This is a genomic window from Pseudomonas germanica (assembly GCF_019614655.1).
GTDB lineage: Bacteria > Pseudomonadota > Gammaproteobacteria > Pseudomonadales > Pseudomonadaceae > Aquipseudomonas > Aquipseudomonas neuropathica.
Window position 1 is genome coordinate 3912083 of sequence record NZ_CP071586.1, and the last position, 26195, is coordinate 3938277.

21 protein-coding genes are annotated in these 26195 nt (G+C 58.7%); 7 read left to right on the forward strand and 14 right to left on the reverse strand.

The features are described from left to right. The first annotated feature begins 32 nt into the window (after positions 1-32). The 3 genes from J0G10_RS17345 (at position 33) to J0G10_RS17355 (ending at position 4312) form a co-directional block, all read left to right on the forward strand. Positions 33-1424 (forward strand): GntP family permease, encoded by a 1392-nt coding sequence (locus tag J0G10_RS17345; RefSeq protein WP_007912313.1) that lies wholly within the window; start codon positions 33-35, stop codon positions 1422-1424. Positions 1425-1431: 7 nt separating this feature from the next. Beyond that, positions 1432-2205 carry a 3-hydroxybutyrate dehydrogenase gene (hbdH, locus tag J0G10_RS17350; RefSeq protein WP_220556342.1) on the forward strand — a complete coding sequence of 258 codons (774 nt, stop codon included), beginning with the start codon at positions 1432-1434 and terminating at the stop codon, positions 2203-2205. 151 nt (positions 2206-2356) lie between these two features. Beyond that, positions 2357-4312: an acetoacetate--CoA ligase gene (locus J0G10_RS17355; protein ID WP_220556343.1), complete on the forward strand. Its 1956-nt coding sequence runs from the start codon at positions 2357-2359 to the stop codon at positions 4310-4312. A gap of 48 nt (positions 4313-4360) precedes the next feature. Here the strand turns inward: J0G10_RS17355 and J0G10_RS17360 are convergent, their stop codons facing one another. Both J0G10_RS17360 and J0G10_RS17365 read right to left on the reverse strand, forming a co-directional pair. After that, complete coding sequence (locus J0G10_RS17360; protein ID WP_220556344.1) at positions 4361-8128, reverse strand: hypothetical protein; 3768 nt, start codon at positions 8126-8128, stop codon at positions 4361-4363. 127 nt (positions 8129-8255) lie between these two features. Beyond that, positions 8256-9365 carry a PilT/PilU family type 4a pilus ATPase gene (locus J0G10_RS17365; protein WP_095047807.1) on the reverse strand — a complete coding sequence of 370 codons (1110 nt, stop codon included), beginning with the start codon at positions 9363-9365 and terminating at the stop codon, positions 8256-8258. 113 nt (positions 9366-9478) lie between these two features. Here J0G10_RS17365 and J0G10_RS17370 point away from each other — a divergent pair, with 113 nt between their 5' ends. Together J0G10_RS17370 and J0G10_RS17375 are read left to right on the forward strand one after the other, a co-directional pair. Continuing rightward, on the forward strand, positions 9479-12016 hold the full coding sequence (locus J0G10_RS17370; RefSeq protein WP_220556345.1) for a PAS domain-containing hybrid sensor histidine kinase/response regulator: 2538 nt from the start codon (positions 9479-9481) through the stop codon (positions 12014-12016). 51 nt (positions 12017-12067) lie between these two features. Beyond that, on the forward strand, positions 12068-12343 hold the full coding sequence (locus tag J0G10_RS17375; RefSeq protein ID WP_007912322.1) for a peptidylprolyl isomerase: 276 nt from the start codon (positions 12068-12070) through the stop codon (positions 12341-12343). 130 nt (positions 12344-12473) lie between these two features. Here J0G10_RS17375 and J0G10_RS17380 read toward each other — a convergent pair whose 3' ends face one another. The 8 genes from J0G10_RS17380 to J0G10_RS17415 form a co-directional block, all read right to left on the reverse strand. Next, positions 12474-13409 (reverse strand): sugar kinase, encoded by a 936-nt coding sequence (locus J0G10_RS17380; protein WP_220556346.1) that lies wholly within the window; start codon positions 13407-13409, stop codon positions 12474-12476. 157 nt (positions 13410-13566) lie between these two features. Further along, positions 13567-14781, reverse strand: coding sequence for an amino acid deaminase (locus tag J0G10_RS17385; RefSeq protein ID WP_095126362.1), 1215 nt, complete (start codon positions 14779-14781; stop codon positions 13567-13569). Positions 14782-14820: 39 nt separating this feature from the next. Further along, positions 14821-15585, reverse strand: coding sequence for an IclR family transcriptional regulator (locus J0G10_RS17390; RefSeq protein WP_095047811.1), 765 nt, complete (start codon positions 15583-15585; stop codon positions 14821-14823). A gap of 129 nt (positions 15586-15714) precedes the next feature. Beyond that, positions 15715-16104: a RidA family protein gene (locus J0G10_RS17395; RefSeq protein ID WP_007912330.1), complete on the reverse strand. Its 390-nt coding sequence runs from the start codon at positions 16102-16104 to the stop codon at positions 15715-15717. A 30-nt stretch (positions 16105-16134) separates the two neighbouring features. Then, the gene (locus J0G10_RS17400) at positions 16135-16926 is read right to left on the reverse strand and encodes an amino acid ABC transporter ATP-binding protein (RefSeq protein WP_095047812.1); all 792 of its coding nucleotides are present in this window, start codon (positions 16924-16926) and stop codon (positions 16135-16137) included. Next, positions 16923-17585 (reverse strand): amino acid ABC transporter permease, encoded by a 663-nt coding sequence (locus J0G10_RS17405; RefSeq protein WP_095047813.1) that lies wholly within the window; start codon positions 17583-17585, stop codon positions 16923-16925. The genes J0G10_RS17400 and J0G10_RS17405 overlap by 4 nt, the downstream gene beginning before the upstream one ends. Before the next feature lie 9 nt (positions 17586-17594). Next, positions 17595-18257 (reverse strand): amino acid ABC transporter permease, encoded by a 663-nt coding sequence (locus J0G10_RS17410; protein ID WP_003225455.1) that lies wholly within the window; start codon positions 18255-18257, stop codon positions 17595-17597. 51 nt (positions 18258-18308) lie between these two features. Continuing rightward, on the reverse strand, positions 18309-19157 hold the full coding sequence (locus tag J0G10_RS17415) for a transporter substrate-binding domain-containing protein (protein WP_220556347.1): 849 nt from the start codon (positions 19155-19157) through the stop codon (positions 18309-18311). A gap of 417 nt (positions 19158-19574) precedes the next feature. Between J0G10_RS17415 and J0G10_RS17420 the strand changes: the two genes are divergently transcribed. Continuing rightward, positions 19575-19979: a hypothetical protein gene (locus J0G10_RS17420; protein ID WP_095047815.1), complete on the forward strand. Its 405-nt coding sequence runs from the start codon at positions 19575-19577 to the stop codon at positions 19977-19979. Positions 19980-20076: 97 nt separating this feature from the next. Next, positions 20077-20505, forward strand: a complete 429-nt coding sequence (locus tag J0G10_RS17425; RefSeq protein WP_220556348.1) for a thioredoxin family protein — start codon at positions 20077-20079, stop codon at positions 20503-20505. A gap of 95 nt (positions 20506-20600) precedes the next feature. Here J0G10_RS17425 and J0G10_RS17430 read toward each other — a convergent pair whose 3' ends face one another. The 4 genes from J0G10_RS17430 to J0G10_RS17445 all read right to left on the reverse strand — a co-directional run bounded on the left by J0G10_RS17430 (position 20601) and on the right by J0G10_RS17445 (position 26040). Further along, positions 20601-22160 carry a TerC family protein gene (locus J0G10_RS17430; RefSeq protein WP_095047817.1) on the reverse strand — a complete coding sequence of 520 codons (1560 nt, stop codon included), beginning with the start codon at positions 22158-22160 and terminating at the stop codon, positions 20601-20603. A 391-nt stretch (positions 22161-22551) separates the two neighbouring features. After that, the gene (locus J0G10_RS17435) at positions 22552-24198 is read right to left on the reverse strand and encodes a phospholipase D-like domain-containing protein (protein WP_220556349.1); all 1647 of its coding nucleotides are present in this window, start codon (positions 24196-24198) and stop codon (positions 22552-22554) included. Positions 24199-24373: 175 nt separating this feature from the next. After that, positions 24374-25057, reverse strand: a complete 684-nt coding sequence (locus J0G10_RS17440) for a vWA domain-containing protein (RefSeq protein WP_220558875.1) — start codon at positions 25055-25057, stop codon at positions 24374-24376. After that, positions 25039-26040: an ATP-binding protein gene (locus J0G10_RS17445; RefSeq protein WP_095047819.1), complete on the reverse strand. Its 1002-nt coding sequence runs from the start codon at positions 26038-26040 to the stop codon at positions 25039-25041. Before J0G10_RS17445 ends, J0G10_RS17440 begins: the two co-directional genes overlap by 19 nt. Positions 26041-26195: the final 155 nt, after the last annotated feature.

Here is a 26195-nt window from a genome sequence, read left to right on the forward strand (position 1 = left end):
CCACAAAAATAACAATTCTGGAGAGACACACCATGAGTGTGATCATTGCTTTGGCAGCCCTGGCGCTGCTGATGCTGGCCGCCTACCGTGGCTACAGCGTTATCCTCTTCGCCCCGATTGCCGCCCTCGGCGCAGTTCTGCTCACCGACCCTTCCGCCGTCGCCCCTGCGTTCACCGGGGTGTTCATGGAGAAAATGGTCGGCTTCATCAAACTGTATTTCCCTGTATTCCTGCTTGGTGCCGTGTTCGGCAAGTTGATCGAACTGTCGGGCTTCTCCCGTTCGATTGTCGCGGCGGCCATTCGCTTGCTCGGCACCAAGCAAGCGATGCTGGTGATCGTGCTGGTCTGCGCTCTGCTTACTTACGGCGGCGTGTCGCTGTTCGTGGTGGTCTTCGCGGTCTATCCGTTTGCTGCCGAGATGTTCCGCCAGAGCAATATCCCCAAGCGGCTGATCCCGGCCACCATCGCTCTCGGCGCTTTCTCGTTCACCATGGACGCCCTGCCCGGCACGCCGCAGATCCAGAACATCATCCCCAGCACCTTTTTCAACACCACCGCATGGGCGGCGCCGTGGCTGGGCGTGATCGGCACGATTTTCGTGTTCTGCGCCGGCATGCTGTTTCTGCAGCGGCAACGCAACAAGGCGCAACGTGCTGGCGAAGGCTACGGCACTGAATTGCGCAACGAGCCGGAAACCGCTGAAGATCTGAAACTGCCAAACCCATGGCTTGCCCTGTCGCCATTGCTGGCGGTGGGCATCATGAACCTGCTCTTCACCCAATGGATTCCGCAGTGGTACGGCAAGACCCACAGCCTCGCGCTGCCGGGCATGGCGGCACCGGTGACCACCGAGATCGCCAAATTGACGGCGATCTGGGCCGTGCAGGCGGCTTTGCTGGTCGGCATTCTGATGGTGCTGGCGTTTGGCTTTCAGGCGATTCGCAGCAAGCTCGCCGAAGGTAGCAAAAGTGCCGTGAGCGGCGCATTACTAGCGGCGATGAACACCGCCTCGGAGTATGGCTTCGGCGCGGTGATCGCGTCGCTGCCAGGCTTTTTGGTGCTGGCGGACTGGCTCAAACAGATTCCCAATCCGCTGGTCAACGAAGCCATCACCGTGACCCTTCTGGCCGGTATCACCGGCTCCGCGTCGGGCGGCATGAGCATTGCGCTGGCGGCGATGTCCGAGCAGTTCATCAGTGCGGCCCACGCCGCGAACATTCCGCTGGAAGTGCTGCACCGCGTCGCCGCGATGGCCAGTGGCGGCATGGACACCCTGCCGCACAACGGCGCGGTCATCACCTTGCTCGCGGTGACGGGCCTGACCCACCGCGAAGCCTACAAAGACATTTTCTGTATTACGCTGATCAAGACCCTGGCGGTTTTCGTAGTGATCGGCACTTTCTACGCCACTGGCATTGTGTGAGGTATTCATGACGACTCTTTCCGGCAAGACCGCGCTGGTGACTGGTTCCACCAGCGGCATTGGTCTGGGCATCGCACTGAGCCTGGCCAAGGCTGGCGCGAATCTGATTCTCAATGGTTTTGGCGATGCGTCGAAAGTCATCGCCGAAGTCGCCCGGTTCGGCGGCAAGGTCGGCCATCATCCGGCCGATGTCAGTGACCCGACGCAGATCGCCGACATGATCAATTACGCCGAGCGCGAATTCGGCGGTGTCGACATTCTGGTCAACAACGCCGGCATCCAGCACGTCGCCGCCGTGGAGGATTTTCCCGTCGAGCGCTGGGACTCAATCATTGCCATCAACCTGTCTTCGGTGTTTCACAGCACGCGTCTGAGCTTGCCGGGAATGCGCGCCAAAGGCTGGGGGCGAATCATCAATATCGCCTCCGTGCATGGCCAGGTCGGCTCGACCGGCAAAGCGGCGTATGTCGCCGCCAAGCACGGCGTTATCGGCTTGACCAAAGTGGTCGGCCTGGAAACCGCGACCAGCAATGTCACCTGCAACGCGATCTGCCCGGGCTGGGTGCTCACGCCACTGGTGCAGAAGCAGATCGACGACCGTGCGGCCAAGGGGGTCGATCCGCAGCAGGCGCAGCATGATTTGCTGGCCGAGAAGCAACCATCGCTGGAATTCGTGACGCCGCAGCATCTGGGCGAACTGGTGTTGTTTTTGTGCAGCGAGGCTGGCAGCCAGGTGCGCGGCGCGGCGTGGAATATTGATGGTGGGTGGTTGGCGCAGTAATGCTGCGTCCCGGTAGGAGTGAGCCTGCTCGCGATAGCTTTGTGTCAGTTAAATTTTACCGTTCTGGCACACCGCTATCGCGAGCAGGCTCGCTCCCACAGGTGCTATGTGTGCGCTCGACCTTGTGCATGAATAAAACAAGAGGCAAACAATGTCCGACATCCTCTGGCAACCCGACGCCAACCGTATCGCCCAGTCGCGCATGGACAACTTCCGTCGTGCGGTCAATCAACGCCATTCACTGAAACTCGACGATTACCCTGCCCTGCACCAATGGAGCGTCGAGCAGCGCGCGGAATTCTGGCAGGCGATTGTCGATTTCTTCGATATCCGCTTCCACACGCAACCCGATGCCGTGCTGCGCGAAGGCTCGAAGATGCCCGACGCCGAGTGGTTTCCCGGCGCCACGCTGAACTTCGCCGAACACTTGCTGCGGCGGCGTGACGATGCCGTGGCGGTGATCAGCGTGGCGGAGAACGGTCAACGCGAGCAGTTGACCTGGGCCGAACTCGCCGAGCATGTCGCCGGATTTCAAGCCGGTTTGCGCGCCGCCGGTGTTGGTCTTGGCGATCGCGTCGCCGCCTGCATGCCCAATACCTGGGAGACCCTGGTGGCGATGCTCGCCACCACCAGCCTCGGTGCAATCTGGTCGTGCTCCTCGCCGGATTTCGGCACCCATGGGGTGATCGATCGCTTCGGCCAGATCGAACCCAAGGTGCTGCTCACCTGCGCCGGTTATCGCTATGCCGGCAAAGTCATCGAGCAGACCGACAAGATCAACGGAATACTTGAGCAACTGCCAACGCTGAAGCAGTTGATCATCGTGCCTTACGCTCAGCCGCAGGCCCGTGTCGAGGCATACAAGACTCACGCCGAAGTGACTTTGTGGGATGACTTTTATCAGGTCGGCGGCGAACCGGATTTTGTCCCGATGCCGTTCCATCATCCGCTGTACGTGCTGTATTCCAGCGGCACCACCGGCGTGCCGAAATGCATCGTCCACAGCACCGGCGGCGTGTTGCTGCAACATGTCAAGGAACACGGCCTGCATTGCGATCTCGGCCCCGGCGATCGACTTTTCTACTACACCACCTGCGGCTGGATGATGTGGAACTGGCTGGTCTCGGCGCTCGCGGTCGGCAGCGCGGTGGTGCTGTACGACGGCTCGCCGTTTCACCCGGACAACCAGCGTTTGCTCGACTTGATCGACGACGAGCGCATCAGTGTGTTCGGCACCAGCCCCAAGTTTCTCGCCACCCTGGAAAGCAGCGGCGCCAAGCCCCGGGAAAGTCATGATCTGGGCAGCCTGAAGACGCTGCTGTGCACGGGCTCAGCGTTATCCCCGCAAAGCTATGACTTCGTCTATCGCGACTTGAAAGCGGATGTATGCCTGGCGTCGATGTCGGGCGGCACTGATATCGTTTCGTGCTTCGTCAACGCCAATCCGCTGTCCTCGGTGCGGCGCGGCGAGATCATGGGCAAGAGCCTGGGCATGGCGGTCGAAGTCTGGAATGACGCCGGCCAACCGGTGCTCGGTGAAAAAGGTGAACTGGTCTGCACCCGGCATTTCCCGGCCATGCCGATTGGCCTGTGGAATGACCCGGACGGCGCAAAATTGCGGCAATCGTATTTCAGCCTGTTTCCCGGGGTCTGGGCACAGGGCGATTACGCCGAGCAACGGCCTCACGGCGGGATGCTGATCCATGGCCGCTCTGATGCAGTGCTCAACCCGGGTGGCGTGCGCATTGGCACAGCGGAGATCTATCGGCAGGTCGAGAAAGTCAGCGAAGTACTGGACAGCGTCGCTATCGGTCAGCAGTGGCAGGATGACGTGCGGGTTGTGCTGTTTGTGAAGTTGCGCGAAGGGCTGGCACTGGATGACGCATTGGAGCAACGCATCCGTCAGGAGATCCGCGCCAATACCACCCCAAGGCATGTACCGGCGAAGATCGTTGCGGTGACGGACATTCCGCGCACCATCAGCGGCAAGATTGTCGAACTTGCAGTGCGCGAGGTGGTGCACGGCAGGCCGGTGAAAAACACCGATGCGTTGGCCAATCCCGAAGCGCTGGAGCAGTTTCGGGATCGGCTGGAACTGAGCGTTTGAACCCGGCGCTGATACGCTTACGGCAAGCGTTGACGACGGTGCATGGCGTCAGAGGGGTTTGTTCAGCGTAATCACAACCGGCTGACCAATCGCTCTACCGCCACTGGCATCGAGTGCCCTGCGAATGATCGTCATGTTGCGGTCGAATGTCGTTTTGTCCGTAGCCATTTGACTCAGTAACGAAGTGGCAATTGCCAGCGAGTCGGCATTCTCAAAGGCCTTGGATACCGCATGATTGCCAGCGATCGAGTCCGCGACAGGGAGGTTGCCGGACGCAAGATTCAGCAGCTGCGCTACATCCAGTCGCTGCCCGCTGTGGCTTGCATGCTCTGTGTCCGTGGCGTAGCCGACATCCACGGTCTGCGCACTGCCATGAAACAGTTCGTGGATCAGGTCATCGGCCACCACGTCATGGTTGAAGCCCAGATTGACGAAGTGTTTGTTCAGGTTTTGAGTATAAATCTCGATAAACGCAATACCCGATGCGTCGTTGGAGCTGGCACTTTTCCAACGCTTGTAGTTGTTCACATCAAAAGAAGCGAGTGTCTCGTTATGCTTCACTGCATCGAGAAGCGTGTTGCTCACTGAGAAGCCAGCGAAATCAAAGCGAATCAAGCGCAGATAATTCACCAGTCGATCAGTCGCTACCTGCGACGTGTTACCGAACAGTGCCTTCATCAGCAGATCGCCGTCTCGCTTGAACTCATGTCGGCTGATCACAGCAATAGCGTTGTCAATCTTCGCCCGAGCGCGAGGTAGACTTGTTTCGATGAAGTTGCACGTGTAGCTCGCGGGAAGTGTCTTGGTTGAATACGGCAACTGCAAGGGTGTTTGATAGGCGAAGCCGCTCAGCGGTTGACCCCACAACTTGCCACGCCGGTTCAAGGCGTACCATTGGTTGCCGCTGCGGGCCGCCAGAACAGCAACAACGTTGCCAGGCGTGCCGCGAGGTTGCCAGTGACCCAACCCCAAATGGGTACTTTGCGACGCACCGAGCAAATCATAGGACTGCCGACGGCCACTGAGTTTGTGCAATTGGCTGTTGGCCCTGGCAACCAGTTCATGGCTGTTTTTGCTAAAACGCAACAAGCCCTTATTCACCAATTTTCCGCCCGCCTGAATGCCAGAGGGCACCCCATCCAGCGGGTTGAGAAGGGAAACGGCCGAGGTGAATGCCAATCGGGTAAAACGCGCCGCCCTGGATGTGGTTGAAATAGCCTTCGCCGAAATGCTCAAGACTTTGGAGGTGGCTCCTGCCACCGTGCCCACCAGGCCGATGCCATCCATCAGACATCCGTAAACTCCGTCGACGACTTTGTCATGTTCACCCGAGGCAATATCCTCGATGCATTTTTTGAAAGGCACCACCAGGTCGATGAAATAAGTCAGCAATCGCTCGCCCTCCTCCCTGGAAAGTTCAAGCGGAGTCGGTACGCGCACCAGTTCTCTCAGTTCGCTCTTGTTCAGATAAGGTCGATTTTTAACCAGAAACGTGGCGATACGTTCGATATTCGCGTCGTTGAATTTTTGATAGAACCCTGACTTTGGCGTCGACGATGCTTGCGGCGCGTTGAGCATGCCAAAATTATCGATGATGGCCATGCTGCTGGTGAGCGAAGAGTCCTCGGCAGCCGCATGGGTATAGCGTTTTACATCGAGCGGCAGGAGTTGCGTCGCGGTGATGCTCAGTGGAAACGTTAGATCCGCGCTGGCACTCATTCTTGAACGTTGTCGCAGTTTTCGCTCTCGCTTGATGAAAGCCGCCAAGGCGTCATTTTTTCGAGTCTCTGCGCGCGATGTGAACAGTTCGTAGCAGATGTCCGCATTCTCGTGAGACGCATACATCACAATGCCAAAACGTCCCGTGGCGGCATCTCTGCTTTGCATTGTTTCCTGGTCAAGATCAATTTTCAGGGGCCCGCCCAGGCCGCGCGATTTAAAATAAATGGCGGACTCGCGTACGGTCAGGAAGTGAATATCGGCATTCATGAAGACTTGCAAATCCGCCTCTGGCATCTGCGCCAAAGCCAGTTTCACGCTAGACAACATGGCGCTGTTCAAATCATTGAAATGCACAGCCAACTGACGATCCATCTCCTCGTCACAGGATCCTAGCTTCAACAAGTTCGGGTAACGCGCGTAAAGGCTGACACCGGACGGGTTGTAGTTGATGGCCGGCCTGAGGACACCGTTAGTGACCAGGCGCACGGTACGTCTATCCCACTGGCCAGTGACCAGATCACCTGATTGATGCAAGTCGACCATCGACATGACTTGCTGTCCGCCTTTCTCGGACAGTGCTTTTTCGTCCAGGCTGTCGCAACCAGGCGCGGCGACTTGCAAAGCGGATCGGGCAATCTTCGCTCTGTCGGGTAACGGCGTCGAAAATGCCTTGGCGATTTGAGCGAACGTTTCCGAGTGGCGCTCGAATGCATCAATTGCACGTCGGGTAGTGGTTTGCTCGGCCTGCTCAAGTTCAGCGGCGGTCACAATCTGGTTGATCAATGCCCAATCAACGATTGGGTCAATCATGGCCAGGTCACGCTTGTGTTTCTGCGACTCACTGACCGGTTCAAGTTCGCCATACGCCATGACCTGCGCATAGGTCATGCCACGCGTCGCACCGGTTTTCAGTGTCTCGACCAGCATGACGGCGCGACAGAAATTGATCCATCCAATCGAACCCAAGGTAACCGACGAAGGAATCTCCCTGACCAGAAACTCGGGTGCGTTGCGTGCCAACAGCAAGTGGGCAACCAACGGCTCCAGACCAGCCTCAAGCCATTGTCGGGTTCGCAGCACAGCCGTCAGCGCCTCAAGTATGACCGAGGGGTGACGATCAACATTTTTCGGCGCATACAGATCAAGTCCGACCACACGATTACGTTGTATGCCGTGACCAATCGATGGATCAAGGTCGAGCAATATCGCCGTCATCAGCAATTGCCGAAGAATGTCATCGGAAGCCTGCTGTCCCTCGTTCACACCGAACCAGCCCAGTTCTTTCAGGTAGTCACCGGCGAGATTAAGAGCAATCGGATGATTGACGAGTTCAATGACCCGTTGAGCCGCACTCTCATGTGTGACGGCGGCGCGACCGGTAACATTGTAGAGGGCCGTGAGAAGTTTTCTGTTGGGCATCAACTTGGCAGTCGCATTACGAATAGCTGAAAACTGCTCCTCACTTAATACGACAAATGCCGGATCTTCGGTTTGAAAATACTCCCAGTAGTTGCCCGGCTCTGGCACTGGCGGATCAAACTTGAAAAAATCGATCAAATTCCTGACCTTCGCCTTGTTGTCCGGCAAGTTTATGTCATGAAAGCGAAACCATTGATCGAGAGTTATATCGTTATCAGGCCATATATAACCACCGGCCACTGTTGCTATATCCGAAATCAACGTCAGTGCAGATTGTGTCGGAACACTGTATTCAAAGTGCCGCGCCGCGACCAGATCCACCCACCCCCTGACCGCACGGACTTCCATCTTGCCGTCGGGCGTAACGCGCAGAAGTCCGTCATGATCGCTTGCGCCTTCTCTGGCAATCGCACCGAATACCGGGCCGGTAGCAAGTAACTCATTAAGCAAAAGGCTGCCGGGATTGTAGATCTCGAACAACGACGATCCGGCTTGCAACTCTACTTCATGCCCATACCAATTGATCTTTTGATCATCCGTGTATTGGCTTAACGCCGCCTCTAGTTGAGTCAAAACCAATTGACGCTCAACGGCATCGGCTTCATCCCTGCTCTTCCATTCGGAAAGAGCAACAGCCGAAGACCAGAACGTTTTATTCCGGGCCTTATCATTCACACTAGAACCTCACCAAGTAATTAGCTGACAACTTCAGCGCGATGACGTTCTACTTTCTTTGATACGACCAATCCATCTAAAAAACATGAATAACTGTTTCCGCCCCCCACAAACAATCAAGAAAACATTAATCGATCAACCCCCATTCTTCGGACGTTGTATCGTTACCAGCATTTGCCTCTTCAGAAAGTTTCATCCGCAACTTCAAATTATTCACCGAATCAGCATTCTTTAAAGCTTCCTGCGCACTGATTGCACCTTCAGCGACTAATGCGTACAGCGCCGCATCAAATGTCTGCATACCCAGTTCGGTGGATTTTTCCATTATCGGTTTCAGCTCCTCGAACTGTCCGCGCCGAACCAGATCTGCGATGGTTGGCGTGCCCAACAGCACCTCGACAGCTGCCCTGCGTTGCCCATCGACGGTGCGGACTAAGCGTTGCGAGATAAATGCTTTCAGGTTGTTTCCCAGCGTATGCAACAACTGCGGTCGCCGTTCTTCCGGGAACATATTGATAATTCGGTCCAGTGCCTGATTGGCGTTGTGCGCGTGCAACGTCGAGAGCACCAGATGCCCGGTATCGGCGAACGCCAGGGCATGTTCCATGGTTTCGCGGTCACGGATTTCGCCGATCAGCACCACGTCCGGTGCCTGGCGCAGGGTGTTTTTCAGGGCCGCGTGGAAGCTGCGTGTATCGACCCCGACTTCCCGTTGATTGATGATCGAGCGCTGGTGGCGATGGATGTACTCGATCGGGTCCTCGATGGTGATGATGTGCCCGCTGCTATGGCGGTTGCGGTGGTCGATCAGCGCGGCCAGCGAGGTCGACTTGCCCGAATCGGTGGCCCCGACAAAGAGGATCAACCCCTGCTTGAGCATGACGGTGTCAAGCAGTACTGCCGGCAATTTCAGATCGGCAAAACGCGGGATGTCGAGTTTGACATTGCGAATGACGATCGATACATCATTGCGCTGCTTAAAGATATTGACGCGAAAACGCCCGATGCCCGCTCGCGAAATCGCCAGGTTCATTTCCAGATCCCGGTCGAACTCCCGTCGTTGCTCGGCGTCCATCAGGGAGGCGCCGATGGCCGCGGTTTCACCGTTTTTGAACGGGCGTTCGCTCAACACTGTGAGCACGCCGTCAATGCGCGCACTGGGCGGTGCTCCCGTGGAGAGGAACAGGTCCGAACCGTTTTTATTGGACAAAATTGACAACAGCGCATCGATTTCCATGGCAAAAAGCACCCGCGAAGCATTCAATGAACAGACAACGGCCTGCGCCTGGCGCAGATCAACTGCAACAATGATAGACGTCGCCTCAACGAACCACGCTCAGGATTGATGTAATGAATGCTGTACCGAACACCGACGACGCACAGGCACTGATCGCCCGTACCGACTGGAGCCGCAGCCCCCTGGGCGCTGCCGGCAACTGGCCGCAGAGCCTGCGCACCGCGGTGGACATCGTGATTCACTCGCCGATGCCGATGCTGTTGTTGTGGGGGCCGCAGCTCACGCAGATCTACAACAACGGTTTCGCCCTGCTTGCCGGCCACAAGCATCCGCACGCTTTCGGACAGCCTGCGCACCAGATCTGGCCGGAACTTCGCGACTTTACCGACCCTATTTACAGCGCCGTCCTACAGGGCCAGGTTCGCACCTACAGCGAAAGACGCTTCACCCTGCAACGAGACGGCAGAGAATCCGACTTCTGGCTGGATCTGACCTATAGCCCGATTCGTGATGAGACCGCGCAAGTCGCCGGAATCCTCGTCACCGCGATCGAAACCAACGAACGCCGCCGCATCGCTCTGGAACTGCAGCGACGCTCGGAAGAAAGCCTCAAAGCCCAACGGGAAACCGAGGAGCGCCTGCAACTGGCCCTGGCTGCGACCGATGCTGTCGGCACCTGGGATTGGGACATCGGCGAAGACCGCTTTATCGCCGATGCGCATTTCGCCCAATTGCATGGCGTCGACCCCAGCCTCGCCGGTCGGTTGCCGATCAGCGATTACTTGCAAGGCGTGCACCCGGAAGACCGCGCCATGATTGCGCGCAGCATCAAGCACTGCATCACCCACGGCACCGAATACGCTGAGGAATATCGCTTGCAGCAAGGCGATGGCGAGGTGCGCTGGGTATTCGCCCGCGGGCGCTGCTACAAGGATCATCATGGCCGGCCCATGCGTTTTCTCGGCGCGGCGCTGGACCTGACCGAGCGCAAACACACCGAACAGGCGTTGCGCCAGAGCCAGACCGAACTGCAACTGATCATCAACGCCATGCCGATCCTGATCAGTTATGTCGACTGTGAAGAGCGCTTTCGCCTCAACAACGCGGCCTATCTGGATTGGTACGGCCTCACGCCACAGGAACTCTACGGGCGCACGATTCGCGAAGTCATCGGTGAAGAAGCGTATTTCCTGCGCCTGCCCTACATTGCCGAGGCGCTGGCCGGCAGACCGTGCTCATTCAGCCTGTATACCCCGCACCGCGATGGCAGCAATCGCCACGCGCTGATGAATTACCTGCCGCGTTACGCCGCCGACGGCGCGATCAGTGGTTTCTATATCTTTGTGATCGATGAGACCGAGCGCAAGAAAACCGAAGAAGCCTTGCGCAATCTCAACGAAACCCTGGAAGAACGGGTCAGCGCCCGCACCGAACAGTTGGCCCAGGCCAACCAGCGTTTGCAGAACGAGATGTTCGAACGCGAGCGCGCCGAAGATGCCTTGCGCCACGCGCAGAAGATGGAGGCTGTCGGCCAGCTCACCGGCGGTATCGCCCACGACTTCAACAACATGCTCACCGGCATTATCGGCAGCCTCGATTTGATGCAGCGCTACATCGCCAACGGCCGGGCTGACGAAATTGGCCGTTTTACCGAAGCCGCCGTGTCATCGGCCAACCGTGCGGCAGCGCTGACCCATCGATTGCTGGCGTTCTCGCGGCGCCAGTCGCTGGATCGCAAAACCCTCGACGCCAATGAACTGGTGCATTCGCTGGAAGATCTGATCCGCCGTACCAAGGGCGATCCGATCGAACTGACCCTGCGTCTGGCCGAGAACGTTTGGCCGGTCAGTACCGACGTCAGTCAGCTAGAAAACGCCTTGCTCAACCTGGTCATCAATGCACGTGATGCGATGCCCGATGGCGGTGAACTGGTGATCGAAACGGCCAACGTCTACCTCGACGGCAGCGACATCACCACGCTCGAACCGGTCAAGGCCGGCGATTACCTGATGCTGGCGGTCAGCGACAACGGCACCGGCATGACGCCCTCGGTGCGTTCCAAGGCCTTCGATCCATTCTTCACCACCAAGCCCATCGGCCAGGGCACCGGGCTGGGGCTGTCGATGATTTATGGGTTTGCCCAGCAGTCGGGTGGTCATGTCAGCCTCGACAGCCTGCCGGGCCAGGGCACTTGCGTGCGCTTGTACCTGCCGCGCTTGTATGGCGTCGAACCGGAACGGCCGGCCATCGTCGCCGTTGAACAACCGTCGGCGACGGCGACCGGTGAAACCGTGATGGTGGTTGAGGATGACCCAGCGGTGCGCATGCTGGTGCTCGATCTGCTCCGGGAGTTGGGTTATCAGGCCCACGAAGCCGAAGATGCCAAGACCGCCCTGCCCCTGCTGGAGTCCGATCTACGCGTGGATCTGCTGGTCACCGACGTCGGCCTGCCAGGCATGAACGGCCGGCAACTGGCGGAGATCGCCCGCCAGCATCGGCCGGACCTCAAGGTGTTGTTCATGACCGGTTATGCGCAGAAAGCCGCCGAGCGTCAGGGATTTCTTGAGGACGGCATGGACATGGTTGCCAAACCGTTTGCCATTGAGCTGCTGGCCAGCAAGATCCACACGATGATCAGCCAAACCCCGTGACTTGAGGCATAATCCGCGACCCGCCGTCACCCCGTTATCAGGTATCGCACGATGAAAGCCCAAGCCCGCCACATTCTGGTGAAAACCGCCGAAGAGGCCGAACAGCTCAAACAACGCATCGCCAAGGGTGAAGCGTTCGATGTGCTGGCGAAGAAATTCTCGACCTGCCCGTCCGGCAAACGTGGTGGCGATCTGGGTGAAGTGCGGCCGGGGCAGATGGTCGGGGCGATTGATGCGGTGATTTTCAAAAAGCCGCTGCGAACCGTGCATGGGCCGATCAAGAGCAAGTTTGGTTATCACCTAGTGCAGGTGTTTTACCGCGATTAAACACTGCAGCCCTGTAGGAGCTGTCGAGTGAAACGAGGCTACGATCTTTTGATCTTGTTTTTTAACATCAAGATCAAAAGATCGTCCGATCGCGGCCCGAGCCTTCGGCAGCTCCTACAGGTGTTGCATTTCAGGTTCTGGGAATCAATGCCCCCGGCACCTGAATCACCTTGCTGGCCAGCAGATGCCCGGCCTCGGCAGCCTCCACCGGACTGCCGCCCAGCAATCGACTGGCCAGATACGCCGCACTGAACGAATCCCCCGCCGCCGTGGTGTCCACCACCTTCTCGACCTTCTGCGCCGGCACTTCGAACGCTTCACCATCACACTGAATCAAACAAGCTTCGGCGCCACGCTTGAGCACCACTTCCGGCGTGCCGAACTGCGCATAAGCGGCAAACACTGCCGCGCAATCGGCAAAACCGAACAGTGCCTGTTCGTCATCCACCGTCAACAACGCCAGATCAACGTACGGCAATACGTTGCGATAAGCCGCCCGCGCGTCTTCTACCGAGGCCCAAAGGCGTGGCCGGTAGTTGTTATCGAAGACGATGCGCGCATCCCGCTGCCGCGCTTCGATCAAAGTCTGGATAAGTTTTTCCCGGCCCAACGCACCGAGCACAGCCAGGGTAATGCCGCTGAAATACAGCACATCGTAATCCGGCAACGCCGCCAGAATCGGCTCGGCGGCCGGGGTGGTGAAACAGTCGCGAACTGCCGCTTCGTTGCGCCAGTAGAGAAAACGCCGCTCGCCGCTGGCATCGGTCTGGATGCAATACAGGCCCGGCAGGCGACCCGGCAGACGTTGCACCAGATCCAGGCCGATGCCTTCGCTGGTCCAGATCTGGCACATGGCGTCGCTGAAACTGTCATCGCCCAGTGCGGTGACGTAATCGACCTGCGCCTTCTCGCCCATGGCGCGGGACAGATACACCGCCGTGTTCAGGGTGTCGCCGCCGAAGCTTTGTTGCAGGCTACCGTCGGCGCGTTGCTGCAGTTCGATCATGCATTCGCCGATCAGGGCGATGCGTGGAATGTTCGGGCCCAGGGGGCTGAGGGTGTTCATCTTGTGGTGTCTCTGTTGATTCGCGGGTGTCTGGGCGGGCCTCATCGCTGGCAAGCCAGCTCCCACAAGGATTCATGTCGCTCACAGATTTTGTAATCAACACTGAACCCTGTGGGAGCTGGCTTGCCAGCGATTGGCCGCAACTCGGTCTGAAGCCTTAGAAACAAGTCTCCATGCTCTCGATCACCGACAACTGCTCATCCACCAACAACCCCACACGCCACTTGTCGAACGTCAGGCACGGGTGCGACGTACCAAAGGAAATGATGTCGCCCACGCGCAACTCAACGCCCGGCGCCACCGTCATGAACGCGTGCTGATCCATCACCGCCGTGACCTTGCACGCACCGACATCCTCGCCCAGCGCCGGCACTACGCCCGCCTTGTAGCGCAGCAACGGCACCGGCAAACCGGCATCGAACGCAACATCACGCTTGCCCAGCGCGATCACCGCAAAACCCGGCTCGGGCAGCGACTGCACGTGCGCCCAGACTTCCAGCGCCGGACGCAAACCTTCGTGCAGATCGCTGCGACGGTCGAGTACGCAGCACTGCGCCTCTTTGTAGATGCCATGGTCGTGGGCCACGTAGCTGCCCGGGCGCAACACGCTGAGGAAACGCCCAGCGGCGTTTTGCGCTTCAAACGACTCGGCAATCAGGTCATACCAGGCCGAACCCGAGGCGGTGATGATCGGCTTGCCGATGGCGAATGCGCCGCTGTCCTGCAACTGCACCGCCAGGCGCACCAGCGACGCGGCAAATTCACGAATGCCGCTGACGGCGTGATCGCCGTGGATCACCCCTTCGTAACCTTCGATGCCGGTCAGGGCCAGCGCCGGTTGCGCGCTGATTGCCTTGGCCAGCTCAATGACTTCCTGCTCGCTGCGGCAACCGCAACGCCCGCCGACCACGCCGTACTCGATCATCACGTTGAGCTTCACCCCGCGCGAGGCGAAGTACGCGCCGAGATCAGCGACGTTGTCCGGGTGATCGACCATGCAATAGAAATCGAATGACGGATCGGCGAGCAGGTCGGCAATCAACGCCATGTTCGGCGTGCCGACCAATTGGTTGGCCATCAGCACCCGACGCACGCCATGGGCATAAGCCGCCCGGGTCTGGGTCGCGCTGGCGAGGGTGATGCCCCACGCGCCGGCGTCGAGCTGACGCTTGAACAGTGCCGGGGTCATGCTGGTTTTGCCGTGGGGCGCCAGTTCCGCGCCGCTGTCGCTGACAAATTTCTGCATCCAGTGGATGTTGTGCTCCAGCGCTGCACGATGCAGCACCAGCGCCGGCAGGCTGACGTCACGTACCAGGTGCGCGCCGATGGCAGCGTCGCCCTTTTCTCCAGCAGTATTGATGGCAGTGGTCATGGTCGAACTCCTCACATTCGCGGCTGCAGCCAGCCGCCGTTATTCGTTGATGCGCCGGGCGAGGCTGTTGGCGCTCTCGATCAGCACCCGGCGATAGTCGTTGTAATTGTTTTTCGCATCGGCCCGTGGCGCGACGATGCACAAGGTGCAAATGGCCACGCCTTGCGGGTCTTTGACCGGCGCGGCGAAGCAATGGGTAAAGGTGTCGGCAACACTGTCGAAGGAGAAGAAACCATCGATGCCGGCCTGACGGATTTCCGCCAGAAAACGCTCCAGCGGCAGGCGCTCGCCGTCGGGCAGGATGAAGTCGTTTTCGTCGATCAGGTCGATGATTTGTTGATCGCTTAAATGCGCAAGCAGCAGGCGCCCGGAAGCGGTCCACGGGATGGGGGCGTTTTCACCGATGTCGGAGGAAATGCGGAAATGCCGCTCGCCCTCCTTCATCAGTGCCACGGTGTATTTACGCCCGTTGAGCAGACACATCTGCGCGGTTTCACGGGTCTGGCTGACGATCTCCTGCAAGGCATGATCGGCCTCGCGGCTGAGGTCGAAATGACGCAAATGTGCCTGACCGAGGAAGTATAACTGCCGGCCCAGGTAGACATGACCGTCCTTGCCCACCGGCTCCAGAATCCGTCGTTCGAGTAATGAAGCGACCAGTTCGTAAACCGTGGATTTCGGGCTGCCGATGCCGTTGGCGATGTCGTTGGGGCGCAGCGGCTGGCCGATTTCCTTGAGGAAATCGAGAATATCGAACGCCCGGTCCAGACCGCGGGCCCGGCGTTTGATGGTGTCTTCGGTCATGTCATTACTCACTCAATATTCCCTGTAGGAGCTGCCGCAGGCTGCGATCTTTTGATCTTGCCTTTCTGGCGCATCCAAAAATGCCAAAAGATCGCAGCCTTCGGCAGCTCCTACAAGAGCCGCGGTGTATCAGGCCTTTTTCTTGTACGCGATGCAATCGATCTCGACCTTGCAATCAACCATCATGCTCGCCTGCACACAGGCGCGCGCCGGTGCGTGCTCAGGCTTGAAGTACTCGCCAAAGACCTTGTTGAAACTGCTGAAATCCCGCGGATCATCCAGCCACACGCCAGCGCGCACCACGTCTTCCAGGCCATACCCGGCCTCTTCGAGAATCGCGATCAGGTTTTTCATGGTCTGATGGGTCTGCTCGACGATACCGCCCACAATAATCTCGCCATCCACCGCCGGTACCTGGCCGGACACATGCAGCCAGCCATCCGCTTCAACGGCGCGAGCGAAGGGACGTGGCTGGCCGCCAGCGGCGGTGCTGCCGGTGCCGTAACGCGTAATGCTCATGGGTGTTTCTCCTGATGTGAAAACGTAAGATTAAAACCGCGTATTTTTCAGAAACTCAGCCAGACGCGGCGATTGCGGGCGTTCGAACAGTTCCTTGGGAGGCCCCTGCTCTTCGATCCGCCCCTGATTCATGAAAACGATCTTGTCCGAGACCTCGAAGGCGAAACGCATCTCGTGCGTCACCAGCAGCATGGTCATGCCGTCTTCGGCCAGGCCCTTGATCACGTTGAGGACTTCGCCAACCAGCTCCGGGTCGAGAGCCGAAGTGACCTCATCGAAGAGCATCAGGCTCGGGTTCATCGCAATCGCCCGGGCAATCGCCACGCGCTGTTGCTGACCGCCGGACAACTGACCGGGAAAGTGATTGCGCCGCTCCAGCAAGCCGACGCGCTCCAGCCATTTCTCGGCGAGCGCCACAGCTTCATCCTTATGCATTTTCTTCACCTTGAGCAGGCCCAGGGTGACGTTCTGCAATGCGGTCAAATGCGGGAACAGGTTGAATTGCTGGAACGCCATGCCGGTCATCGCACGATGGCGGGCGATGAGTTTTTCCGCATGCCGCACACGCTTGCCGTTGACCTCGTCATAGCCGATGGATTCGCCATCGAGCAGGATCTGCCCGCCCTGGAATTCTTCGAGCATGTTCACGCAACGCAGCAGCGTGGTTTTACCCGAGCCGCTGGAGCCGATCAGCGTCACCACGTTGCCGCGCTGCATGCTCAGATCGACACCTTTGAGCACTTCGACTGCGCCGTACTGTTTGTGCAGGCCGCGGATGTCCAGCAACGCCTGAGTCTGAGGGGAAACTTGAGCTTGAGTCATGGCAAGGCCACCCGCTTTTCAATGTGCCGGCCGAGTAATTCGATGCCGTAGTTGATGACGAAGAACAGAAAACCGGCGAACAGGTAGAACTCCAGGGTCATGAAGTTCCGGGCGATGATCTGTTGGGTGCTGAGGAGCAATTCGGCGACGCCGATCACCGAGAGCAAGGTCGACGCCTTGACGATTTCCGTGGACGAGTTGACCCAGGTCGGCAGGATCTGCCGCAGCGCCTGAGGCAATAGCACGTAGCCGAGCGATTGGTAGAACGTCAGGCCGATGGCCTTGCTCGCTTCCATCTGCCCGCGCGGCAAAGCTTGCAATGCACCGCGAACAATCTCGGCGACGTGGGAACCGCAAAACAGCGTCAGGCCCAAGGCCCCGGCCTGAAATGCGCTGATCTGCCAACCGAGTGCCGGCGCCATGTAGAAACAGGCCAGCACCAACACAAACACCGGCGTGCCACGAATCAGGTCGACGTAAAAACGAAACGGCGCGCGCATCCAGAATTTGCCGTAGGTCAGCACCAGACCGGTGACCACGCCGAGCATCGTGCCGAGCAGAATCGCCAGTGCCGACACTTGCACGCTGGTCAGAAAGCCCTGCCACAACGGCTCACGCGCGACCCACAATTCATGTAACCAACTGGGAGATTCGTACATCGCAGCCTCCTATCGGCGGATCGCCAGACGCTGCTCCAGGTATCGCAGCAGCATGGCAATGAGGTAACAGGCCGCGACATACAACGCCGTGGTCACCAGCCAGGTTTCGATTACCCGGTAGCTTTCGACGTTGATCTTGCGCGCGTAATAGGTCAGCTCCGGCACCGCAATCGCGGCGGCCAGCGAGGTGTCCTTGAACAGCGAAATGAAATTGTTCGACAGCGCCGGCAGCACATTGCGCAGCATTACCGGCACGGTGACGTAGGCCTTGACCTGCCATTCACCGAGTCCGATGGCCAGCCCGGCCTCGCGCTGGCCTTTGGGGATACTCAGCAAGCCACCACGGAACACTTCGGTCAGGTACGCCCCGGCATACAACGACAGCGTGATGATGAACGACGGAATCTTGTCCAGACGAATCCCGAGACTCGGCAACGCAAAGTAGATCAACAGAATCAACACCAGAATCGGCGTGTTACGCACCACCGTGACGTACACCGAAGCCAGCACCCGCAAGGCGCGATGCTTGGAGAGCAAGGCAAACGCCATCAGCAGGCCGATCACGCAGCCGATGGCGATCGACACCAAGGCCAGTTCAAGGCCCAGACCGAGCCCCGCCAGCAAGGTGTCGAAATCGCGCCACACGGCGGCAAAGTTCAACTGATAGTTCATGGTCAGCAGTACCTTGAGCGGGGCGACTTTAATCGCCCCACTCTCACGGGATCATTTGAATTCGACAGGGAAACCGATGGCGGGCGACGGCAGATCAACACCGAACCATTGTTTGAACGAGGCGGCGTAGGTCGGGAATTCAACGCCGGTCATCGCTTCATGCAGTGCGGTGTTAACGAAGTTCAGCCAATCCTGATCGCCTCGTTTGACTGCGCACGCGTAAGTCTGTGGGCTCCACGCATAGGTCGGGCTGCGGTAGCGGCCAGGGTTCTGCACTATCAGGTATTTGACCGAGGACTGGTCAGTGGCGGCGGCATCGGCGCGGCCGGAGTTCACGGCCTGGTACATCAGGTCGACGCTGTCGTACTGATCGACCTTGGCTTTTGGCAATGCTTGATGCACCAGCTCTTCGGCGTAGACGTTTTGCAGCACCGCCACGGTGACGCTGTCGCCGGCGGCTTGCAGGTCTTCGATTTCCTTGTACTTGCTGTTGTTCGGCAGCAGCAGGCCGACGCCTTCGCGGTAGTACGGCAGGGTGAACGCCACTTGCTGCGCACGGCTGGCGGTGACGGTGATGAACTGGCAGCTCATGTCGACTTTGTCGGTGAGCAGATTGGGAATTCGCGCATCGGACGACTGCACGACGAATTCGACCTTGCTCGGGTCGTTGAACAGACCTTTGGCCACCATCCTGGCGATGTCGATATCAAACCCCTGCAACTTGCCGTCCGCGCCCTGAAAGTGCCACGGCGCATTGGTGCTGCCGGTGCCCACGATCAACTTGCCACGGGCCAGAACACTGTCGAGCTTGCTGTCGGCTGCCTGGGCCATACCCATGACAGCGGACGAAGCCACAAGAACAAAAACACACGCTTTGAACAACGAAGGACGGCGATGCATGGCAAGCACTCCAGGATGGTGTTTATTCCGCTATACCGGAACACGGTTTGTTACTACGGAATAGACAGCAGAAAGTGTGCCACAGGATTGGCTGAAAAACATGCGTGTGTAGAAAATCGAACCTATTCAGAGGGTTAGTTGAAAGCCGGAATCAAGAGAAAACAAGACTGCTGCCTGGTGCGCGCTACCAAATGCAACCCTGTGGGAAGTAACGTCACATTTGTGTGCATCCGGATGCCTGATCAAATCCACGATCAAGGTCCAACGCGGGGATGAAAAAGACGTTTGACAAGCCATGACCACTCATCGGATTTACGGCTACACCTGTCAGAGTTGACAGTTGTCGAGGGGCAGATTTACAAGCCTACTGACTTGGCCAATCAGGGCTTGAAAGCACTCTCGATAAGGATATTCGTAATGGCCAACCTCATTAAAAACTACGACTTTTCTCAGCAAGGCGAGCATTGGACGGCGACCAACCCGGAGAATGTGCTCTACGTAACCGGTCACTGCATCGTCGCTGCCCCCGACTCAATCAGTCAGGAAGTCCTCACCGGCAGCGGCGGCGGTGGGCAGTTCATGCTCTCCGCAAGGCTGAAAACTTTACCTAGCCATGCTGCCCGTATCACTGTTGAGCCTCTTCCAACAGGCGAAAAAGTTCACCTTGACCTTCATGGCGGTCAAGAGTGGATAGTGCTGTCGAAGAAATTTGACGTACAGATCTCGACCCTCAAGTTCAAAGTCACGCTGGAAGCCAGTGATGGTGAGTTTGGTGTCCCAGGATCTTATTTTGGCGATGTGGTGCTGTCGAAGTTGCTCTAACACACCGCTGAAGTCAGACAAGCGAGTCGCCACTCAATGGTGACTCGCTTTTACGCCTCGTGAATGCATTGCCGAGTATCGTGAAAAGGAGTTTTCAATGAGTTCGCCAGCCCCTCACTCAGCGCTACCCACTACCTACCGCAAAGCCCTGAAAACCTGGCGTCCGGTAATTCTGTACTTCGCCAACGAACACTGCCCCGCCTGCGAATGGGCCGGGCCGGTGTTTCGCCAGGTTGCCGAGCCGTACCGGCATCGCGCCAACATCTACATGCTCAAAACCAGCGAATCGCCACGTCATCCGCAAGTGACCGGCACGCCGACGGTGCTGTTCTACAAGAACGGCAGGCTGGTGAAAAAGCTCAAGGGGATTGGCACTGAAGAAACGTTGGCGGCTGACTTCGCCTTGCATATTGGCAAGACCAAGGCACCCGGTGCTCATTTGAAACCACGGCATGATCTGCCGTGGTTGCGCCGAACGTTGAGCAGGCTCTGCACGATCACGCGTGCGCATCGGCGGATGATTTGAGGCAATGCATTTACCCTAATCGTTGCGGCGTCTGACAAATCGCTTTCGCGGGCAAGCCCGCGAAGGGGCCGCCACTGTCAGCGCCGGACCTGGATTTACGCGGCCTCACGCACCAACAACACCCGCGTCACCCGCCGTTCTTCAACAGCCTTGACGGTCATCTGCCAGCCTTCATATTCCAGACGATCACCCATCATCGGCAGCCGATCCAGCAAGCTCATCACCAACCCGGCCATGGTCTGATAATCCTCGGTAGGCTCGGCGCCGAAACCGGTGTGTTGGCGGACACGCGTCAGGTTCAACGCACCACTGACCATGAAACCGCCCTGCTCTTCCACCACATCCGGCCCTTCGACTTCGCTGGCATCAGGCAACTCGCCGGCAATCGATTCGAGAATGTCGGTCATGGTCAACACGCCGACAAAATCGCCGAACTCGTTGACCACAAAGGCAATGTGGGTCGACGCTGCGCGCATCTGCTCCAGCGCGTTGAGGATCGAATAGCTGTCGAGAAGATTGACAGTCTTGCGCGCCAGATGCTCCAGGTTCGGCTCAGTGCCAGCCAGGTATTCCTTGAGCAGTTCCTTCTTGTGCACGAAGCCCAGCGGTTCATCCACTACGCCGTCGCGGATCAGCGGCAGGCGAGAGTAGGACGAGTGCATCAACTTCGTGCGAATCGCCTCAGCGTCATCCGCCAGGTCGATGGTGTCGACATCGGCGCGCACGGTCATCAAATGGCGGATCGGCCGCTCGGCCAGTTGCAGCACGCCGCTGATCATCACCCGTTCGCGGCGGTCGAACAGTTCGGCACTCGGCGCGTCACCGTCGTCGAGCAGATCGGAAATCTCCTCGCCAACCTCTTCCGCCGCCAGTTTGCGCCCGCCCAGCAAGCGCATGACCGCATGAGCCGTGCGCTCGCGGATCGGCCGCAAACCCTGCATCGAACGCTTGCGGCGAGCCCGGGCGATCTGGTTGAACACCTCGATCAGAATCGAGAAACCGATGGCGGCGTACAGATAACCTTTCGGAATGTGGAAGCCCAAACCTTCGGCCGTCAGGGCAAAACCAATCATCATCAGGAAGCCCAGACACAGCATGATCACCGTCGGGTGCGCGTTGACGAAGCGCGTCAGCGGTTTGCTGGCGACAATCATCAAGCCAATCGAGATGATCACCGCGATCATCATCACCGCCAGTTCATCGACCATGCCCACGGCCGTGATCACCGCATCCAGCGAGAACACCGCGTCGAGCACCACAATCTGCGCGACGATCGGCCAGAACAAGGCGTAAGCGGCGTTGGTCGTGCGCTCACCGATGTGGCCTTCAAGGCGTTCGTGCAATTCCATGGTGGCCTTGAACAGCAGGAACACACCACCGAACAACATGATCAGGTCGCGACCAGAGAAACTCTTGTCGAACACCTCGAACAATGGCTGCGTGAGGGTGACCAGCCAGGAAATACTCGCCAACAGGCCAAGGCGCATGATCAGCGCCAGCGACAGGCCAATAATCCGCGCGCGGTCACGCTGATGCGGTGGCAGCTTGTCTGCCAGAATTGCAATGAACACCAGGTTGTCGATACCCAGCACCAGTTCCAGCACGATCAAAGTCAACAAGCCTAACCAGGCCGTGGGATCCGCTAACCATTCCATAAAACGTCTCTATCTCTCTCGATGAATTCAGGCTGCCGGACACGGCAAAGCGCAACGCGAAGGCTTTAGGGCCGCGTTAGCAACGATAGTCGGATGTCGGAAAACCGGATGCTGCGAGTGCGTCAAGACCGCGCAATGGCGCGAGGGGAAGGTGCGACTGGGAGGCTCCGAGAGGGTGTTCATGCAAATCCTGAATGAAAAATGGCCTTGGAGCGTACAGGCTTTGGGAACATTTCCTACAGCGGCAAATCATTTCAAAATCTGTAATCCACACCGAAACCCACTGTAGGAGCTGCCGAAGGTTCGGGCCGCGATCGGACGATCCTTTGATCATGTTTTCTAATTCGAAAGTCAAAAGATCGCAGCCTTCGGCAGCTTCTACAGTACGGTGTCAGCGTCCGGCAAAACGCAGCCGGGACAACTGCCGCAAATCCCCTTCGATGTAATAGTCATTCGTCCAACGGTCATCCACCGCCAACGGACTCACTTGCTTCAACGCCAGTTTTTTCGCGAAATAGCGAAAGCGGTAATGCTCATAAAACCGCAGCAGCTCCAGCCCGTAACGATCCGCCAGATCGGTGTCGCCACGAATGATCAGGTAGTTTTCGTCGTTGCCATTGCTCGCTGAAGCGCTGAGGTTGTGGCTGCCGCTGATGATCGTTGGTGTGTCCGTGGTGAAGTCGGTGACCACGGCTTTGGTGTGCACCAGCAGATTGCCTTTCTGGCCTTTCATGTTCTCGCGCAGCCAGCCTTCCAGCCCGGTGTTGAGCAATGCGGTGGCGGCGAATTCGGCGCTGCGGTCGGCGTGAAAACCGGTGATTCGGCTGGCAGTGTTCTGCAGGCCATAACGCAAAATGTCGTCGTGGGGCTGGCCGAGTAACGCGTTAAGAATCGCGTCCGGCAGCGAGAACGCGGTGACGAACAGCACGTCCTTTTTCGCCGCGCTGATGATCTGCACGAACGCCTGCAGATCGGCCCCGCCGGTGCGCGGCGAGAACCCGGCGAACAAAGGTTGCTGCGGATTCATCGGGTTGTGTTCGGTAATCCAGTCACGGGTAACGCCGATATCATCCGGCTGCGCCCAGATCTGCTCGAACGTCTGCAGATAACTGGCGGCAATCGATGCATCGTCCAGCACATGCACCACGTTGGCCTGACGATAAACTCCGTTGGCGGTGAAGTTGGTGCTGCCACATAAAACCGCTTCAGGCTGATGAGTGCCGCTGGCATCAACGCGGCTGAGGACCATGAATTTGTTGTGAAAGATATTGTGGGTCACTCGCCCGCGTTTGCTCGCGGGAGGCAGTGCCGCCAGGCTCGCTTCGTTGATCGTGGTGTCTTCATCATCGGGCCGGGCGTGATACAGCACCCGCACCTTTACGCCACGCATGAACGCCGCGTTCACCGCATCGACGATTGCCTGCAACTGATACTCGTAAATCGCGATATCCAGCGCCCACTGACCATCGACCGCACGCTCGATAAACCCGAGCAATCGTGTGAGCAAGCCGTTTTCCAACCATTGCCGCGGCGCATCGGGCCAGGCTTCGATGGGCATGTTTTTGTTGGCGCTGATCTGCGCGTCGAGATCGGGAAACTTGCGCTGGAATGCCTGACTGGCGGCGACCGCACGGTTGAATATCACGCTTTGATTGCTCGGATGACCGTCATCGGAGGTGATCGTCAGTTCCAACGACTCTCCCAACTGCACGGCATCCGCGGTGCCGTAGGCCAGATGCACGCGATAGTGAAGGGTCATGCCCGGATTGACCGCGTAATCGGCCCAGCGAAATTTCTGCAGCGGGGCTTTATCGCTTGGGGTGGCGTGGAACTGGGGGAAGGTATGCGCCTTGCCAGGGAAGGTCAGGCTGTTGAACAGGAACAACCAGGGTTTGGCGCCCTGCTGCTTTTCGATGGCGAAACCCAACAGGCCTTTGCGCCGGGATTCGGCCAGATCCATGGCCAGCAGCACGCCGTTGGTGCCGGCGTAGGCCTTTACACGGAAATCGTTCTGAGGGTTTTTGACCACAACGCGCATCGCTCACTCCTTGTGATTGGGGCTGGGTGCAGCATAGAGCAGTGATGCGGGTTTTGAGTGTTCGGCTCTAGACCGGGTCGATGCAATCGCGAGCAGGCTCACTCCTACATTTGGAATGCGTTCCCCTGTAGGAGTGAGCCTGCTCGCGATGAGGCCCGACCAGACACAGAAAGTATCAGAGGGAAATCAATTCATCGATATGTCGATACTGCGCATCCAGCGCCGTCGCCAAATCCTTGGCCCGGCCCAACCGGATCGGCCCACGCTCGATATCGATCAGCAACCCCGGACACCCCAGCGCCGGTAATCCCGCCCACTGTTTCAGACGCCCATCGGTCACCACCAGCAAGCGTTGCTGCTCGACAGGAAAGCGCTTGCGCCGCACCGTCAGCCACTGCCCGGCCTGCTCCAGCGCCGCCAGCAACGGCGTGCCACCGCCTGCACCCAAAGCTTCCAGCCACACCCGCAAGCCGCTGGACGCCTTCAATCCCTGCACCTGCCATTTCGGCACCGAGCCACTGGCCGTCAACAATGCGAGTCGCGCCCGTTGCCGGTAAGCATCATCGAACAACTGCGCGAGCAAACCTTTGGCATCGCTCAAGGCCTGATGGCGGCGGGTCGAGGCGGAGGCATCGACGATCACCAGCCACAATTCATGCGGTGAGCGCGTGCGCAGTTGGAACAGCAGATCTTCGCGCGTTCGAGGACGCCCGTTGAGTAACGAACCCGGCCAATTCACCGTACCGCTGCGCGCCTTATGGCGCTTGCCTTGGCGTCCGTTGTCCAGCCGACCGGTGCGGGGTCTGGCATTCGCCCCCGCGTCGGATCGGGGGCGAATGCCTAAAGCTTTTTTGGCCAGCTCGGCACTTCGCGGCGGGCACCGGTGGCGAGCGCAGGCGCCGGCATGTCGCCCCACTGGCCCTGCCCTTCACTCGGTGATGCCTGAGTCGTGGCCGGCGACTGGGCCGGTTGCGGCGGATTCGATGGCGCTTGCTCACGGCGCCGATGGCGCAGGGCAAACTCGGCGACAGCGTCGATATCCTCTGCGTCAATCACCTCAGCTCCGCGCCACGCTGCGTGGGCACGTGCGGCGCGCAACCAGACCAGGTCGGCACGCAGACCATCAACCCCGGCGGCGAAACAACGCTCGGTGATCTGCGCCAGTGCGGCATCATCCAGCGGAATATCGGCCAGGGCACGACGAGCGTTTTCGCAACGCGCACGCAAGGCTTGCTGCTCGGCTTGCCACTGTGCGCAGAACGCTTGCGGGTCGCTGTCGAAATCCAGTCGCCGACGGATGATCTGTCCGCGTTCAGTCGGTGCCGTGTGGCCACTGAGGGCGACGTTCAGGCCAAAGCGGTCGAGCAGTTGCGGACGCAACTCGCCCTCTTCCGGGTTCATCGTGCCGATCAGCACGAACTTCGCCGAATGCCGATGGGAAATGCCGTCGCGCTCGATCAAATTGGTGCCGCTGGCGGCAACGTCGAGCAGCAGATCGACGAGGTGATCGGGCAGCAGATTGACTTCATCGACGTAGAGTACGCCGCCGTCAGCCTTGGCCAGCACACCTGGTGAGAATTGTGCGCGGCCCTCGCTGAGAGCAGCGTCAAGGTCGAGGGTACCGACCAGACGTTCTTCGGTGGCGCCCAGCGGCAAGGTGACGAATTGACCGCTGGCGAGCAGATCGGCCAGGCCCCGGGCCAGGGTGGATTTGGCCATGCCGCGCGGGCCTTCGATCAGCACGCCGCCGATTTTCGGGTCGATGGCGGTGAGGCACAGGGCGAGCTTGAGGTCATCGGCGCCGACCACGGCGGAGAGCGGGAAATGCGGGGTGTCGGTCATTTGGGTTTTCTCTGTCGTGGTCTTGGGTGTGCTTGAGTGTTGTGGTGTGTCAGTCGGGGTGGCCCTCACCCTAGCCCTCTCCCAGGGGGAGAGGGAACTGATTGCGGTGTTCTTGCAAGTTGCGCCGACCTGAATTATCGAGTTGAACTCAGCCT

Bases quoted from the DNA above. Each gene is read 5' to 3' on its own strand.
- J0G10_RS17345 (WP_007912313.1), top strand. From the start codon at position 33: ATGAGTGTGATCATTGCTTTGGCAGCCCTGGCGCTGCTGATGCTGGCC.
- hbdH (WP_220556342.1), top strand. From the start codon at position 1,432: ATGACGACTCTTTCCGGCAAGACCGCGCTGGTGACTGGTTCCACCAGC.
- J0G10_RS17355 (WP_220556343.1), top strand. From the start codon at position 2,357: ATGTCCGACATCCTCTGGCAACCCGACGCCAACCGTATCGCCCAGTCG.
- J0G10_RS17365 (WP_095047807.1), bottom strand. From the start codon at position 9,365: ATGGAAATCGATGCGCTGTTGTCAATTTTGTCCAATAAAAACGGTTCG.
- J0G10_RS17370 (WP_220556345.1), top strand. From the start codon at position 9,479: ATGAATGCTGTACCGAACACCGACGACGCACAGGCACTGATCGCCCGT.
- J0G10_RS17375 (WP_007912322.1), top strand. From the start codon at position 12,068: ATGAAAGCCCAAGCCCGCCACATTCTGGTGAAAACCGCCGAAGAGGCC.
- J0G10_RS17380 (WP_220556346.1), bottom strand. From the start codon at position 13,409: ATGAACACCCTCAGCCCCCTGGGCCCGAACATTCCACGCATCGCCCTG.
- J0G10_RS17385 (WP_095126362.1), bottom strand. From the start codon at position 14,781: ATGACCACTGCCATCAATACTGCTGGAGAAAAGGGCGACGCTGCCATC.
- J0G10_RS17390 (WP_095047811.1), bottom strand. From the start codon at position 15,585: ATGACCGAAGACACCATCAAACGCCGGGCCCGCGGTCTGGACCGGGCG.
- J0G10_RS17395 (WP_007912330.1), bottom strand. From the start codon at position 16,104: ATGAGCATTACGCGTTACGGCACCGGCAGCACCGCCGCTGGCGGCCAG.
- J0G10_RS17400 (WP_095047812.1), bottom strand. From the start codon at position 16,926: ATGACTCAAGCTCAAGTTTCCCCTCAGACTCAGGCGTTGCTGGACATC.
- J0G10_RS17405 (WP_095047813.1), bottom strand. From the start codon at position 17,585: ATGTACGAATCTCCCAGTTGGTTACATGAATTGTGGGTCGCGCGTGAG.
- J0G10_RS17410 (WP_003225455.1), bottom strand. From the start codon at position 18,257: ATGAACTATCAGTTGAACTTTGCCGCCGTGTGGCGCGATTTCGACACC.
- J0G10_RS17415 (WP_220556347.1), bottom strand. From the start codon at position 19,157: ATGCATCGCCGTCCTTCGTTGTTCAAAGCGTGTGTTTTTGTTCTTGTG.
- J0G10_RS17420 (WP_095047815.1), top strand. From the start codon at position 19,575: ATGGCCAACCTCATTAAAAACTACGACTTTTCTCAGCAAGGCGAGCAT.
- J0G10_RS17425 (WP_220556348.1), top strand. From the start codon at position 20,077: ATGAGTTCGCCAGCCCCTCACTCAGCGCTACCCACTACCTACCGCAAA.
- J0G10_RS17430 (WP_095047817.1), bottom strand. From the start codon at position 22,160: ATGGAATGGTTAGCGGATCCCACGGCCTGGTTAGGCTTGTTGACTTTG.
- J0G10_RS17435 (WP_220556349.1), bottom strand. From the start codon at position 24,198: ATGCGCGTTGTGGTCAAAAACCCTCAGAACGATTTCCGTGTAAAGGCC.
- J0G10_RS17445 (WP_095047819.1), bottom strand. From the start codon at position 26,040: ATGACCGACACCCCGCATTTCCCGCTCTCCGCCGTGGTCGGCGCCGAT.